Genomic DNA, 14,776 nt, shown 5'->3' with positions numbered 1-14,776 from the left:
AAAATCTGCGCGGAGACCGTATGCCGACCGGCAGCACGTCTTCCTCATCGAAACTATAAAAACGAAGCCGCCGTCCAAGGCGGCACAGGGAGTGGAATGAAAAAGAATCATCTCGGACCCATCGTGGCCGCCGTCCTCATCATCGCCGGTGCCACCGGCTGCAGCCAGGACAAGGAAGCTGCCGGCGCCGGCGGCCCGGGCGCCAAAGGGAAGGGCGGCCAGCCGCCCGCAGTCGTCAACGTGGTGGCGCCGCAGCGCCGCGACGTGCCGGTGGTGCAGCAGGCCAACGGTACCGTGACGCCGATCCGCACCGTGGACCTGCATCCGCAGACCACCGCCACCATCCGCCAGGTCCATATCAAGGAAGGCCAGTTCGTGAAGGCCGGCGAACTGCTGTTCTCGCTCGACGACCGCGCCGACCGCGCCAACCTCGACAAGGCCCAGGCCCAGGTCGAGCGCGACCGCGCCCAGCTGGCCGACCTCGAACGCCAGTACAAGCGCAGCCAGGACCTGTTCGCCCAGAAATTCATCGCCCAGAGCGCGGTCGACACCCTGAAGGCCCAGGTCGACCAGGCGCGAGCGACGCTGCAGTCGGACATCGCCGCGGTGCGCGCCGCCGGCGTGACGACCAGCTATACCTCGATCCGCGCGCCGATGTCCGGCCGCGTCGGCGGCATCGCCGTCTACCCGGGCAGCCTGGTGCAGCCTTCCACTTCCCTCACCACGATCACCCAGCTGGATCCGATCACGATCGCGTTCACGCTGCCGGAATCGAGCCTGCCGGCGCTGCTGGCGGCGCAACGAAGCGGCAAGATCGCCGTCGAAGCCACCCCGGGCGCCGGCATGAAGCCGGTCACCGGCACCCTGAGCTTCATCGACAACACCGTCGACCCGGCCGCAGGCACCATCCGCGTCAAGGCCGAATTCGACAACCGCGACACCACGCTGTGGCCGGGCCAGTACGTCGGCACGAAAGTGACCGTGCAGACCATCAAGGACGCCGTCGTGGTGCCGCAGAACGCGATCATCACCAACGCCCAGGGCACCTTCGTCTATGTGCTCGACAAGGACCATTCGGCCAAGCAGGTGCCGGTGCAGCGCCTGTACGGCGCCGGCCTCGACGCCGCCGTCAGCGGCCTGAGCGGCGACGAGCAGATCATCACCGAAGGCAAGCAGAACGTGCGTCCGGGCGGCAAGGTGCGCCTGGCTTCCGAGGTCGATAAGGGCGGCAAAAAAGGCGGTTCCGCATGAGCATTTCGGAAATCTGCATCCGCCGGCCGATCATGGTCGTGCTGCTGTCGATCAGCTTGATCCTGGTCGGCGTGCTGGCCTACATGCACATCCCGGTCGCGGCGCTGCCCAGCTATAACACCCCGGTCATCAACGTCAACGCCAACCTGTCGGGCGCGAGCCCGGAGATCATGGCCTCGTCGGTGGCGCTGCCGCTCGAGAAGCAGTTCTCGACCATTGCCGGCATCAACCTGATCACCTCGACCAGCACCCAGGGCAATACGTCGCTGACGCTGGAATTCGACACCTCGATCGACGTCAACAAGGCGGCGGTCGACGTCCAGGCCGCGCTGCTGGCGGCCCAGCGCCAGCTGCCGCAGGAAATGACGGACCTGCCGTCCTACCGCAAGGTCAACCCGGCCGACGCGCCGGTGCTGTTCATGACCATGACCTCGCCGTCGATGAACCTGTCGGAGCTGAACGACTACGCCGAAAACCTGGTGTCGCCGGCGATCTCGACCCTGCCGGGCGTGGCCCAGGTGCAGGTCAACGGCGGCAAGAAGTTCGCGGTGCGCGTGCGCGCCAAGACCGACCTGATGAACGCGCGTAACCTGACGATGGACGAGCTGGCCGCTTCGCTGCGCACCGCCAACTCGAACGCCGCGCTCGGCGTGCTGGACGGTCCGCAGCAGACGCTGACCATCCAGGGCCCGCCGCAGATGATGAAGGCGGCCGACTTCGCCGAGCTGATCGTCGCCTCGCGCGACGGCCAGCCGGTGCGCCTGAAGGACGTCGCCACCGTCGAGGACAGCTACCAGTCGACCAAGGCCTACGGCGCCTACAACGGCGAGCGCGCGATCGTGCTGCTGGTGCAGCGCCAGCCGGACGCCAACACCGTCGCCGTGGTCGACCACGTGCGCAACCTGCTGCCGCGCTTCCAGTCGCAGCTGCCGAGCTCGATCAAGATCAACCTGGTCAACGACCGCTCGGTTTCGATCCGCGAAGCGCTGCACGACGTGAACTTCACGCTGGCGCTGACCGTGGCGCTGGTGGTGCTGGTGATCTTCCTGTTCCTGCACCGCCTGTCGGCGACCTTCATCCCGGCGGTCACGATGCCGATCTCGCTGCTGGGCGCGCTGAGCCTGCTGTATGCGTTCGGCTACAGCCTCGACAACATCTCGCTGCTCGGCATCACGCTGGCGGTGGGCCTGGTGGTCGACGATGCGATCGTGGTGCTGGAGAACATCGTGCGCCACATCGAGATGGGCAAGAAGCCGCTGCGCGCCTCGCTCGACGGCGCCGCCGAGATGGGCTTCACGATCATCTCGATCTCGGTGTCGCTGATCGCGGTGTTCATCCCGATCTTCTTCATGCCGGGCGTGATCGGCCTGCTGTTCCACGAATTCGCAGTGATCGTCGGCCTGGCGATCCTGGTGTCGGCGGTAGTGTCGCTGACCCTGGTGCCGATGCTGGCTTCGCGCCTGCTGCCGGAGCACGGTCACGACCACACCGAAGAGAAGAGCTTCATCGGCCGCCACTTCGAGCGCGCCTTCACCAAGGTCCGCAACGGCTACGAGAAGACGCTCGACCTGGCGCTCAAGTTCCGCTTCGTGGTGCTCTTGATCGCCTTCGGCACCTTCGCGCTGACCGTGCTGCTGTACACGACCATCCCGAAAGGCTTCTTCCCGGAAGAAGACATCGGCCAGCTGCGCGTGAGCACCGAAGCCGCCGAAGACATCTCGTCCAGCGCGATGCAGGAACTGCATGCCCGCGTGGCGGCCACCATCCAGGCCGACCCGGCGGTGCAGGACACCACCGCCTTCTCGGGCGGCGGCAACAACGGCCGCATGTTCGTGGTGCTCAAGCCGCGCGACCAGCGCGACAAGATGCCGCAAGTGATGGAGCGCCTGCGCAAGAGCACCCGCAAGATCGCCGGTATCAACGTCTACATGTCGCCGGTGCAGAACCTGCAGCTGGGCGGCCGCCAGAGCAAGAGCCGCTACCAGTACACGCTGCAGAGCGTGTCGGGCGCGGACATCGGCCAGTGGGCCAACGCCTTCCAGGAACGCATGCGCAACAACCCGATGTTCCGCGACGTCACCAGCGACACCCAGGAGAAGGGCCTGCAGGCGACCCTCGACATCGACCGCGATAAAGCCAACCTGCTGGGCGTGCAGCTGGGCGACGTGCGCACCGCGCTGTACGCGGCCTTCGGCGAGCGCCAGGTGTCGACCATCTACTCGACCGCGGCCAGCTACTACGTGATCCTGGAAACGGCCAACGAAGACCGCCAGTTCGAGGACGCGCTGTCGCGCCTGTCGGTGCGCAGCAAGACCGGCCAGCTGGTGCAGCTGTCCAGCCTGGCCGTGATCAAGCGCACGGTCGGTCCGATCGCGGTCAACCACCAGGGCCAGCTGCAGGCGATCACGCTGTCGTTCAACCTGGCGCCGGACGCACCGCTGGGTGATGCCACCGAAGCGATCGAGCAGATGGGCCGCGACATGAAGCTGCCGGCGTCGATCATCACGAAATACGGCGGTGACGCGGCGGTGTTCCAGGACTCGCAGTCGAGCCAGCTGATCCTGATCATCGCGGCCGTCGGCGTGATCTACGTGCTGCTGGGCGTGCTGTACGAGAGCTTCATCCACCCGATCACGATCCTGGCCGGCCTGCCGTCGGCGGCCGTGGGTGCGCTGCTGACCCTGCGCCTGTTCAACATGGACCTGACGATGATCGCCATGATCGGTATCCTGATGCTGATCGGTATCGTCAAGAAGAACGCGATCATGATGATCGACTTCGCCCTCGATGCGCAGCGCAACCAGGGCATGACTCCGGAAAAGGCGATCCGCGAAGCCTGTATCCTGCGCTTCCGTCCGATCATGATGACGACCCTGGCCGCCCTGATGGGCGCACTGCCGATCGCCCTCGGCCTGGGCGCCGGCGCCGAACTGCGCCAGCCGCTGGGCCTGGCGGTGTGCGGCGGCCTGATCTTCTCGCAGGTCATCACGCTGTACATCACCCCGGTGATCTACCTGTACCTCGACAAGTACAGCGGCAAGGGACCGATGACGGACGAGCATCTGGCGGCGCTGGAGGCACCGCATGCGCATGAGGCGCCGAAGGTCGTTTTGACGAAAGCGGCTTGATTCGTACGTGGGCTCGGGGAGCCCACCCTACAGTAGGGTGGGCACCCTGTGCCCACGCCCCCATCGACCGACCATCCGTTGTCGCGTCACGGATACATTCTGTAACAACCATCAATTCCGTCAGCTTGTAAGCTGTTAGCGAAGGTCCAACAAACGTGGGCGTGTCACCTAAAACAGGTTAGACTGCGGCCCTCGGACCATTCTTTGCTACTTCGCGGAAAGTTGTACAACCATCTTGCGTGACCATTCCCATACCCATATGGAAGACAGCGATGTCTGCGCACATTGCGGCCAGCCGCTGCCCGGACGCAATGTGGTGACTTACGGAGAGCGCAAGCCGAACGGCACCGGCCTGGCCGTCACGATCGGTCTGCACCTGCTGCTGGTGGCGCTGTTCCTGTTCCAGCCGAAGACCGAACACCACGCGCCGCCCAAGGAAGGGCAAGCCATCGTCTGGATGCCGCCCGTGAAACCGAGCAAGCCGACGCCGCAAGCCGCCGAGCCGGCGCCCAAGCAGACCGCCAGCACCGCGCTGCCGCAACCGAAATTCCGGCCGCCGCCGCCGATCCAGATCCCGCGCCTGCCGGACACGATCACGCTGCCGAACGAAAAGCCGGTCGAGCAAGCAAAGCCGCAGCCGAAGGAAGAAACCAAGCTGCAGCCGGACGAAACCGACATGGCGGCCTACATCGAGAAGCGCCGCCAGGCGCGCGGTGCGCGCAGCGAGCAGCCGGCCGAGGAAAGCGACGCCCAGCGCGGCATGCGCAACGCCATGGCCAACATCGCCGCCATCAACGGCCGCGGCGGCCAGGACCCGAACGAGACCGGCGGCGTGTTCAGCGTCACCAACAAGACCTTCAGCCGCGCCGACGTGAAATTCCGCGGCTGGAACCCGAACTTCAAGCGGCGCTGGCTGACCGCGGTGTCGGTGGAGCGCGGCAGCTATCCGGACATCGAGACGGCCATCGTCAAGAAGATGATCGAGCTGATCCGCAAGGAAAAGACCGGCGACTTCGAATGGGATTCGCACCGCCTGAACAAGGTCGTAACCCTGTCGGCGCGGCCGCAGGACGAGCAGGAACTGACCAACTTCCTGTACAAGGAAATGTTCCCGGATTACAAGCCGCCGAAATAAGGTAACTTGGGTCCCCGCCTGCGCGGGGACGACGTAGTTGAAAAAAAACCGCATGAAAATGCGGTTTTTTTATGCTTAAAATTTCTGAATCAGGCCATCGCCTTCAGCCTGCGCGCCACGTCCAGCGCGAAATAGGTCAGCACGCCATCGGCGCCGGCGCGCTTGAAGGACATCATGGTTTCCAGGACGATCTTGTCTGGGTCCAGCCAGCCGTTCTGGAAGGCCGCCTGCAGCATCGCGTACTCGCCGCTGACCTGGTAGGCGAAGGTCGGCACCTTGAACTCGTCTTTCACGCGGCGCACCACGTCCAGGTAGGGCATGCCGGGCTTGACCATCACCATGTCGGCGCCTTCGGCGATATCGAGCGCCACTTCGCGCAGGGCTTCGTCGCTGTTGGCCGGGTCCATCTGGTAGGTGTTCTTGTCGGCCTTGCCGAGGTTGGCGCTGGAGCCGACCGCCTCGCGGAAGGGGCCGTAGTAGCCCGAGGCGTACTTGGCCGAGTAGGCCATGATGCGGGTGTGGATCAGCTTGCGTTCTTCGAGCGCCATGCGGATCGCGCCGATGCGGCCGTCCATCATGTCCGAGGGGGCGACGATGTCGACGCCGGCATCGGCCTGGGTCAGCGCCTGGCGGGTCAGCATCTCGATCGTGCGTTCGTTGACGATGTAGCCGTTCTCGTCCGGGATGCCATCCTGACCGTGGGTCGTGTACGGGTCGAGCGCGACGTCGGTCATGATGCCCAGCTGCGGGAAGTGGCGCTTCAGTTCGGCCACCGCGCGCGGCACCAGGCCGTCCGGGTTGGCCGCTTCCTCGCCGTCATAGGTCTTCAGCGACTGGTCGACCACCGGGAACAGCGCCAGCGCCGGAATGCCCAGCGCCACGCATTCCTCCGCCACCTTCAGCAGCAGATCGACCGAGACGCGCTCCACGCCCGGCATCGAGGCCACTTGCTGGCGCTGGTTCTGGCCGTCGAGGATGAACACCGGGTAGATCAGGTCGGACGCGGTGACGGTGTTTTCGCGCATCAGGGCGCGCGAGAACGGGTCGCGGCGCATGCGGCGCATGCGCACGGCGGGGTACTGGGAGGGCGTGATGATCGGCATGTCTTGTTCCTTGTGAAGGTTCAGAGCGGGGCGTCTTCAGGGGCGTCGTCTTCGTCGTCGGCGTCCTCGAGGCCCAGCAGTTCGATGATCTTGTCGTTGGCTTCGTCGATGCCCACGCGCTTGAGCGCCGAGAACAGCTGCACCGTGAACGGGAAGCCGTTCCCTTCTTCGTCGACGTAGCTGTCCAGCACCTGCTGCGCCTGGCGCAGGGCGTTGGTGGCTTCATTGCGGTTCAGCTTGTCGACCTTGGTCAGGATGCAGTGGATCGGCTTGCCGGTCGGGGCGAACCATTCCAGCATCTGGATGTCGAGCTCGGTGAACGGACGGCGCGAATCCATGATCAGGACCAGGGCCACCAGCTGGTCGCGGCGCTGCACGTAGTCGCCCAGCAGCCGCTGCCAGTGCAGCTTGGCGTCGCCCGACACTTCCGCATAGCCGTAGCCCGGCAGGTCGACCAGCAGGGCGCGGATCTCGTCGACATTGGTCGGGTCCTTGCGGTGCATGGCCACGTGGGCGCCGCCGATCGAGAAGTAATTGATGTGCTGGGTACGGCCCGGCGTCTTGGATGCGAAGGCCAGGCCCTTCTGGTTGGTCAGGATATTGATCGCCGTCGACTTGCCCGCGTTGGAGCGTCCGGCGAAGGCAATTTCCGGCACCTGCGTGCGCGGCAGATCGCGCAGCTGGTTGACGGTCGAGAAGAAGCGGGCTTGCCAGAGTTTGGACATGGGCGGGTCAGGTGGGTTGGAGCGAAAAAGACAACAAAAGAGGCAGTTCGGAAACAAAGCTATTGTACAATAGGGAGTTACCTGTCGTCGGCGAAGTCCTTCGGCAGGACACGAGCATGGCCGCTGCACTGTAACTGCAAGAATATTTCTACTTTCTCAGGGTGCTTGAATGAATCGTGTGTTTTTCCCGGCCGCAGGCGCGGCAATCGTAAAGTCCTTGCTGCTGGCGAGCCTGGCGTTTGCCGGTAGCGCCTCCGCAGCCGATGCGGCCCACGGTGCCGCGGCTCCGAAAGCCGATCCTGCCAAGGGCGGTTCCCTGTACGACACCGGCGACAACGCACGCGGCCTGCCGGCCTGCGCTTCCTGCCACGGCGCCGGCGGCAATTCCACCATCGTCGCCAATCCCAAGCTCGCCGGCCAGGTCGGCACCTACATCCACAAGCAGCTGGTCGACTTCACGACCCCGAACCGCCAGCAGCCGGTGATGACGACCTACGCCAAGATGCTGAGCGAAGAGGAAAAAACCAATATCGCGGCTTACCTGAGCACCCAGCAGCCGAAGCAGGGCGCGGCGAAAAACAAGGACACGGTCGAACTGGGCCGCAAGATCTACCGTGGCGGCATCGCCGACCGCGGCGTGGCCGCCTGCGCCAGCTGCCACGGCGCCACCGGTTCGGGCATCCCGGCCCAGTACCCGCGTCTGGCCGGCCAGCACCAGGACTACACCTTCGCCCAGCTGCAAGCGTTCAAGACCAATGCGCGCAACAACAGCCCGCAGATGGGCACGCTGGCCAAGCGCATGTCGGACGAGGAAATGAAAGCCGTTGCCGACTATATTGCCGGCCTGAAGTAAAATCGGGCCTTTGCGCCCGCAGGAATCGATGAGCACCACCGGAATTGAACTGAAGACGCGCCGCCGCGCACTGGCCGAGGCGGTCGAGCTGGTGTCGTCGATGCGCTTCGCGATCGCCTTGCTGGTGATGCTGGCAATCGCCGCCATCATCGGCACCATCATGCAGCAGAACAAGGCCGAGCCGGACTATATCAACCAGTTCGGCCCGTTCTGGTTCGAGATCTTCCGTAAACTCGGCCTGTACACGGTCTACAGCGCCTGGTGGTTCCTGCTGATCCTGGCGATCCTGATCGTTTCCACCAGTCTGTGCATCGCCCGCAATGCGCCCAAGATGCTGCGCGACATGCGCAGCTGGCGCGAGAACGTGCGCGAGGAATCGCTGCGCAACTTCCACCACCGGACCGAATGGGCGCAGGAGGGCCGCGCGGTGGCGCTGGCCAGCCAGACCGCCCAGCGCCTCGGCGATGCCGGCTACCGCGTAAAACTGGTCGACAAGCCGAACGGCGTGCTGGTGGCGGCCAAGAAGGGCGCCGCCAACAAGTTCGGCTACATCTTCGCGCACTCGGCCATCGTCATCATCCTGCTGGGCGGCCTGCTCGATTCCGACCTGCCCATCCGCTTCCAACAATGGTTCATGGGCAAAACGCCCTACATGGGCAGCGGCCTGATCTCGGCGATTCCGCCGCAGCACCGCCTCGGCCTGGGCAACCCCAGCTTCCGCGGCAACACCATGATCCCGGAAGGGCAGAACAGCAGTACCGCGGTCCTGCCGCAGGCGAGCGGCGTGCTGATCCAGGAGCTGCCGTTCACGATCCACCTGAACAAGTTCATCGTCGACTTCTACTCGACCGGCATGCCCAAGCTGTTCGCCAGCGAAGTCACGATCCACGACCCGGAAACCGGCAAGAGCTTCCCGGCCAGCATCAAGGTCAACCAGCCGCTGATCTACCGCGGCGTGGCGATCTACCAGTCCGGCATCGAGGACGGCGGCAGCAAGCTGAAGCTGACCGCCTATCCGATGACGGGCACGTCCGACCAGTCTTTCGCGATGGACGGCGAAGTCGGCAGCACGACCGAGCTGAAACTCGCCGACCTGAAACAGGCCAACGAAGCCTACACCGTCGAGTGGTCGGGCTTCCGCGCCTTCAACGTCGAGAACACGAAAGACGGCTCGGCCCAGGACACGCGCGACGTCAAGCAGGGCGAATCGCTCGAGCAGCAGCTGGCGCGCACCCTGTCCCAGCACACCGGTTCGGCGGCCAAGAACGCCAACAACAAGGACCTGAAAAACGTCGGTCCGAGCGTGCAATACAAGCTGCGCGACAAGACCGGTCAGGCGCGCGAATTCATGAACTACATGCAGCCGGTGACGCTCGAAGGATCAGAGGTCTACCTGGCCGGCGTGCGCAGCAATCCGGGCGACCCGTTCAGCTTCCTGCGCATTCCGGCCGACGACCAGCACGGCGTGCGCGAATGGATGCGCCTGCGCGCCGCGCTGGCCGACCCAAGTTTGCGCGAAGAAGCGGCGCGCCGCTACGCCGAGCGCGCCATGCCGACGTCGAAGACCGACGCGACCCTCGCGCGCCAGCTGCAGGAATCGGCGAGCAAGACGCTGGCGATCTTCGCCGGCGAAGGCAGCGGCGGCAAAAGCGGCGGCTATCTGGCGGTCTCGCAATTCCTCGAGCGCATTCCGCCGGCCGAGCAGGAAAAGGCGGCGAATGTCTTCATGAAGATGCTCAACGGCGCCATGTGGGAGCTGTGGCAGGCCGCGCATGCGCGCGCGGGCGAGCCGCCGGTCGAGGCCAGCGAAGCCCACGGCCGCTTCCTGCAACTGGCGACGAATGCGCTGTCGGACAGTTTCTTCTATGGCGCACCGGTCTACCTGTCGCTCGAAGAGTTCACTGAAGTCAAGGCATCGGTGCTGCAGGTCACGCGGTCGCCGGGCAAGAAGGTGGTCTATCTGGGCTGTTTGCTGCTGGTATTGGGCATCTTCGCGATGTTTTATATCCGCGAACGCCGCATCTGGGTCTGGGTCAAGGAGCGGGACGGCGAAGCACACGCGATGATGGCGATGAGCACCCAGCGCAAGACGCTCGACTTCGAACGCGAGTTCGCCGATTTGAAGACCAGGCTTCCGCAATCCACGCAAATCGGCGTAAGCTAGGCCTGCTATCCAAGAGAGAGAGAACCTATGTCTCAAGCAACGCAAACCCCAGGCAATTCTTCGCAGGCAGCGGCAGCGCGCGCAGCCTATACGCAGCCGCCGGGCTTCTTCAAGCGCCTGACCGCCATCGACTGGCTGTTCGGCGCCGGCCTGCTGGCCGCAAGCCTGTTCGCGCTGCAGCGCTACGGCAGCTTCATGGACATCTACGAACAGGCGATCCTGGTGCTGGCCGCGCCCACCTTCGCGCTGCTCGGCTGGCACTGGAAACCGGTGCGCTGGCTGATGCCGCTGATCGCCGTGCTGTCGCTGTGGGGCATCGCGCTGTATGGCGGCTCGCTCGAGGCGGCCAACCAGAAATTCTTCCTCAAGTACATGCTGTCGAGCCAGTCCGCGATCCTCTGGATGAGCGCGCTGTTCGTGTTCTCGACCGTGTTCTACTGGATCGGTCTGGCGGCCAGGTCGCCGTTCGGCGGCGCCGTCGGCTCCAAGCTGTGCTGGGCCGCCGTGGTGCTGGGCTTCACCGGCATGATGGTGCGCTGGTACGAGTCCTACCTGATCGGCGCCGACGTCGGCCACATCCCGGTCTCGAACCTGTACGAAGTCTTCATCCTGTTCTCGATGATCACGGCCCTGTTCTACCTGTACTACGAACAGCGTTACGGCACCCGTCAACTGGGGGCCTTCGTGCTGCTGGTGATCTCGGCCGCGGTCGGCTTCCTGCTGTGGTACACGGTGGCGCGCGACGCCGCCGAGATCCAGCCGCTGGTGCCGGCCCTGCAGAGCTGGTGGATGAAGATCCACGTGCCGGCCAACTTCATCGGCTACGGCACTTTCGCGCTGGCGGCCATGGTCGGCAGCGCCTACCTGCTGAAGTCGCACGGCATCCTCGCCGACCGCCTGCCATCGCTGGAAGTGCTGGACGACGTGATGTACAAGTCGATCTCGGTCGGCTTTGCCTTCTTCACGGTCGCGACCATCCTCGGCGCACTGTGGGCGGCCGAGGCCTGGGGCGGTTACTGGTCGTGGGACCCGAAGGAAACCTGGGCCCTGATCGTCTGGCTGAACTACGCGGCCTGGCTGCACATGCGCCTGATGTCCGGCCTGCGCGGCCGCGCCGCCGCCTGGTGGGCGCTGATCGGCCTGCTGGTCACCACCTTCGCCTTCCTGGGCGTGAACATGTTCCTGTCGGGGCTGCATTCCTACGGCAAACTCTGAAGATGACGGCTGGATTACAAAGAGTAAGAAAACTCTACGGTGACAGCCCATCGTAGGTAGATGGTGTAAGGTTGCTATGTCGGCTACAACCTGTACGCCAGACATGCTTTGCGGGAGCCAGCCATGCTTTTCAAACGAAATCCGAACGGTATCGACCTGCCGTTCCCCTCCGAAATCACGCCGCGCGAGATTTATGAGGGGCGACGCAAGTTCATCGCCCAGGTCGCGGCCACCGCCGCGGTCGGGTCTTCGCTGTGGGAACTGGCGAACCGCGAAGCGTTCGCACAAAACGCACCCGCGCAAAAACTGGCTGCCGCCCGCAATGCCGGCCTGTCGACCCTTGAAAAGCAAACCTCTTTCGAGGATGCGACCCACTACAACAATTTCTACGAATTCGGCACCGACAAGTCCGATCCGGCCCAGAACGCGCACACGCTGCGCACCCGGCCGTGGACGGTGCGCATCGAAGGCGAAGTCAAGAAGCCGCTGACGCTCGACATCGACCAGCTGACCAAACTGGCGCCGCTGGAAGAGCGCATCTACCGCCTGCGCTGCGTCGAGGGCTGGTCGATGGTGATCCCCTGGGTCGGCTATTCGCTGGCCAATCTCATCCGGCAGGTCGAGCCGACCGGCAACGCCAAGTACGTCGAGTTCACCACCCTGGCCGACCGCCGCCAGATGCCGGGCGTGGGCAGCCGCGTGCTGGAATGGCCGTATGTGGAAGGGCTGCGCATGGACGAGGCCATGCACCCGCTGACCCTGCTGACGGTGGGCATGTACGGCCAGGTGCTGCCGAACCAGAACGGCGCGCCCGTGCGCGTGGTCGTGCCATGGAAATACGGCTTCAAGTCGGCCAAGTCGATCGTCCGCATCCGCTTCACGGACCGCCAGCCGCGTACCGCCTGGAACGGCATCGCGCCCGAAGAATACGGCTTTTATTCGAACGTGAACCCGAACGTCGACCACCCGCGCTGGTCGCAGGCCAGCGAGCGCCGCATCGGCGAGGGCGGCTTCTTCGCGCCCAAGCGCAAGACGCTGATGTTCAACGGCTATGACCAGGTCGCTTCCCTGTATAGTGGGATGGACCTGAAGAAGTACTTCTGAGCGAGGCCCGATGACAAAGAACGCGCCGCCGGCACGACCCACCGCCAGTCCATCGCCGAAACAGCTCGCCGCCATCAAGAGCCTGCTGTTCGTGCTGGCGCTGTTGCCCTTCGCGCGCATCGTCTGGCTGATCGTGCAGCAGGTGCCGGTCGAGCCGGTCGAATTCGTGACCCACGGCACCGGCGACTGGGCACTGTACCTGCTGTGCGCGACCCTCGCCATCACGCCGCTGCGCCGTTTTACCGGCTGGAACTGGCTGATCCGCCTGCGCCGCATGCTGGGCCTGTACGTGTTCTTCTACGCCCTGATGCACTTCCTGACCTTCCTCTGGGCCGACCACAATTTCGACGTCGGCGCGATGTGGAAGGACGTGCTCAAGCGGCCTTTCATCACGGTCGGCTTCATCGCCTTCGTGCTGCTGCTGCCGCTGGCCGCCACCAGCACCAACGCCATGATCAAGCGCCTCGGCCGGCGCTGGGCCCAGCTGCACCGCCTGATCTACCTGATCGCGCCGCTGGCGATCCTGCACTACTGGTGGATGAAGGCGGGCAAGCACAATTTCGAGCAGCCCATCGTCTGGGGTACGGTCGTTGCCGTGCTGCTCGGCCTGCGCGTGTACTGGCGCTGGAGCCGCACGCGCAGTCCCGTCACGCCACGATCGGTATCCTGACATGATGAAGGGACCGTCCGTCATTGGTTTGCTGCTGGTACTCGCCCTCGTGCTGGTGCTGGCCTTGTCGCGCTTTCGCACCGGCTCCTCGGTCGACCGCTGTCTGATCCTGGACGGCCGCTGGAACGAGCAGGCGGTTGCCTGCGCGCGCCAGGCCTGGCCGGAAGACCGCTCGCGCGGGCGCGAGTAAAACCCACGCAAGGGTTTGGTGTCGCGGCGCAGCCGACCCTGAAACACATTGCAATCGGCACCCTGCGGTCTAGAATCAAATCAGACACGACATGAGGGTGTTGCCATGAAACGCCTGATTCTCTCGCTGGCGGCAGGCGCGGCCTTGTCGGGCTGCGTGTATGCGCCGCTGCCCTATGCCTACGACGCGGCGCCGGTAGCTGCGCCCGCGTATTACGGTCCCTATGCGTATGGCTACCCGACCTACGTCGGACCGCCGGTGTCGCTCAACTTTGGCTTCTACGAACACCGCTATCGCGGCGGTCACGGCTGGGGCGGCTATCGAGGCGGCTGGGGTGGCGGCTACCGCGGCGGCTGGCGCGGCCGGCACTGACCGAAAGATTTTCCAAAATTCATCGATATTCGCGCATATTCATCTTCCAAGTCATGCATGAATAGCCAAGAATACAAGCTTTCCATTGACGTTCAGGAAAGCTCATCATGCATTTTGGCGAACGACTGAAACAGATCCGTACCGAAAAGGGGCTGACCCAGCCGCAGTTTGCGCAGGCGGCGGGTATCGAGCAGTCCTATCTCTCGAAACTGGAAAACGACAAATCGGTGCCCTCGGCCGAGATGTTTTCCACCATTCTCGCCGGCCTGGAAATGGACGCGGCCACTTTTCTGTCCGAGGTCGACCAGGACGTACTGGCGACCACGTTACGCCACATCCCGGCCGTCACCCAATTTACGGCCGGTGCCGCCGTGGCCCAGATCAGGGAGACGAAAAAGTGGCTGTACGGCTCGGCGGCGGCCTGGGTGCTCGGCTTCGCCATGATGCTGGCGGCGAACGATGGGATCTTCTTTTCGAATAATCTCTACAAGTACGACTCGCCCGGCATCCTCCTTGCTGGGGAGCCGGAAAACATCTTCGAGAAGCAGCGCGAGTTCGTGAACCAGAAGATACTCGCCAAACTCGTGAGCTTCGAAGAAGGACAGAAACAGATCAGCGAATTCCAGAGTGGGCGCGTCAGGCCGCTCACGGTGGAGTCGTCCGTGAACCGCGGCACCGTGTATTTCGAAGCCGCCGAGAACGGCCGCCGCCGCTTCGACCTGGTCCATACCACCTACGCGCTGGCGCCGGGCAACCGCATCCTGCAATACCTGGGTGCCGTCGTACTGGTGAGCGGCTTCGTCGGCCTGTTCATCGAATGGCGGCTGCGCCGCCTGAAAACCAAACGCCGTTCGCCACAACAATAA

At 64.3% G+C, this 14,776-nt stretch carries 13 protein-coding genes; 11 read left to right on the top strand and 2 right to left on the bottom strand.

All coding sequences use genetic code 11. From position 1 onward, the window contains the following. Window positions 1-96: 96 nt before the first annotated feature. The 3 genes from NX782_RS03060 (at window position 97) to NX782_RS03050 (ending at window position 5,514) form a co-directional block, all read left to right on the top strand. Window positions 97-1,251: an efflux RND transporter periplasmic adaptor subunit gene (locus NX782_RS03060; protein WP_258844023.1), complete on the top strand. Its 1,155-nt coding sequence runs from the start codon at window positions 97-99 to the stop codon at window positions 1,249-1,251. Beyond that, window positions 1,248-4,379, top strand: coding sequence for an efflux RND transporter permease subunit (locus NX782_RS03055; protein ID WP_258844022.1), 3,132 nt, complete (start codon window positions 1,248-1,250; stop codon window positions 4,377-4,379). Before NX782_RS03060 ends, NX782_RS03055 begins: the two co-directional genes overlap by 4 nt. Before the next feature lie 259 nt (window positions 4,380-4,638). After that, window positions 4,639-5,514 (top strand): hypothetical protein, encoded by an 876-nt coding sequence (locus tag NX782_RS03050; protein ID WP_258844021.1) that lies wholly within the window; start codon window positions 4,639-4,641, stop codon window positions 5,512-5,514. An 89-nt stretch (window positions 5,515-5,603) separates the two neighbouring features. On the opposite strand, the gene hemB is transcribed toward NX782_RS03050, so the two are convergent. Then, on the bottom strand, window positions 5,604-6,617 hold the full coding sequence (gene hemB, locus NX782_RS03045; protein ID WP_258844020.1) for a porphobilinogen synthase: 1,014 nt from the start codon (window positions 6,615-6,617) through the stop codon (window positions 5,604-5,606). A 20-nt stretch (window positions 6,618-6,637) separates the two neighbouring features. Continuing rightward, window positions 6,638-7,342, bottom strand: coding sequence for a ribosome biogenesis GTP-binding protein YihA/YsxC (yihA, locus tag NX782_RS03040; protein WP_258844019.1), 705 nt, complete (start codon window positions 7,340-7,342; stop codon window positions 6,638-6,640). 169 nt (window positions 7,343-7,511) lie between these two features. On the opposite strand from yihA, the gene NX782_RS03035 reads away from it, so the two are divergent. The 8 genes from NX782_RS03035 (at window position 7,512) to NX782_RS03000 (ending at window position 14,776) form a co-directional block, all read left to right on the top strand. Beyond that, a complete protein-coding gene (locus NX782_RS03035; RefSeq protein WP_258844018.1) occupies window positions 7,512-8,195 on the top strand; it encodes a c-type cytochrome in 684 nt (227 codons plus the stop codon). 28 nt (window positions 8,196-8,223) lie between these two features. Next, window positions 8,224-10,359 (top strand): cytochrome c biogenesis protein ResB, encoded by a 2,136-nt coding sequence (locus NX782_RS03030; protein ID WP_258844017.1) that lies wholly within the window; start codon window positions 8,224-8,226, stop codon window positions 10,357-10,359. A gap of 27 nt (window positions 10,360-10,386) precedes the next feature. After that, complete coding sequence (ccsB, locus tag NX782_RS03025; protein ID WP_258844016.1) at window positions 10,387-11,574, top strand: c-type cytochrome biogenesis protein CcsB; 1,188 nt, start codon at window positions 10,387-10,389, stop codon at window positions 11,572-11,574. Between the two features lie 123 nt (window positions 11,575-11,697). Further along, window positions 11,698-12,678, top strand: a complete 981-nt coding sequence (msrP, locus tag NX782_RS03020) for a protein-methionine-sulfoxide reductase catalytic subunit MsrP (RefSeq protein WP_258844015.1) — start codon at window positions 11,698-11,700, stop codon at window positions 12,676-12,678. A 10-nt stretch (window positions 12,679-12,688) separates the two neighbouring features. Continuing rightward, complete coding sequence (gene msrQ, locus NX782_RS03015) at window positions 12,689-13,348, top strand: protein-methionine-sulfoxide reductase heme-binding subunit MsrQ (protein ID WP_258844014.1); 660 nt, start codon at window positions 12,689-12,691, stop codon at window positions 13,346-13,348. Window position 13,349: 1 nt separating this feature from the next. Next, on the top strand, window positions 13,350-13,538 hold the full coding sequence (locus NX782_RS03010; RefSeq protein WP_258844013.1) for a hypothetical protein: 189 nt from the start codon (window positions 13,350-13,352) through the stop codon (window positions 13,536-13,538). Window positions 13,539-13,643: 105 nt separating this feature from the next. Continuing rightward, a complete protein-coding gene (locus NX782_RS03005) occupies window positions 13,644-13,910 on the top strand; it encodes a hypothetical protein (RefSeq protein ID WP_258844012.1) in 267 nt (88 codons plus the stop codon). A 107-nt stretch (window positions 13,911-14,017) separates the two neighbouring features. Next, window positions 14,018-14,776: a helix-turn-helix domain-containing protein gene (locus NX782_RS03000; protein WP_258844011.1), complete on the top strand. Its 759-nt coding sequence runs from the start codon at window positions 14,018-14,020 to the stop codon at window positions 14,774-14,776.

The organism is Massilia norwichensis (assembly GCF_024753245.1).
In the GTDB taxonomy this organism is placed as follows: domain Bacteria; phylum Pseudomonadota; class Gammaproteobacteria; order Burkholderiales; family Burkholderiaceae_D; genus Telluria; species Telluria norwichensis.
This window is presented reverse-complemented; position numbering and strand designations above follow the sequence as displayed.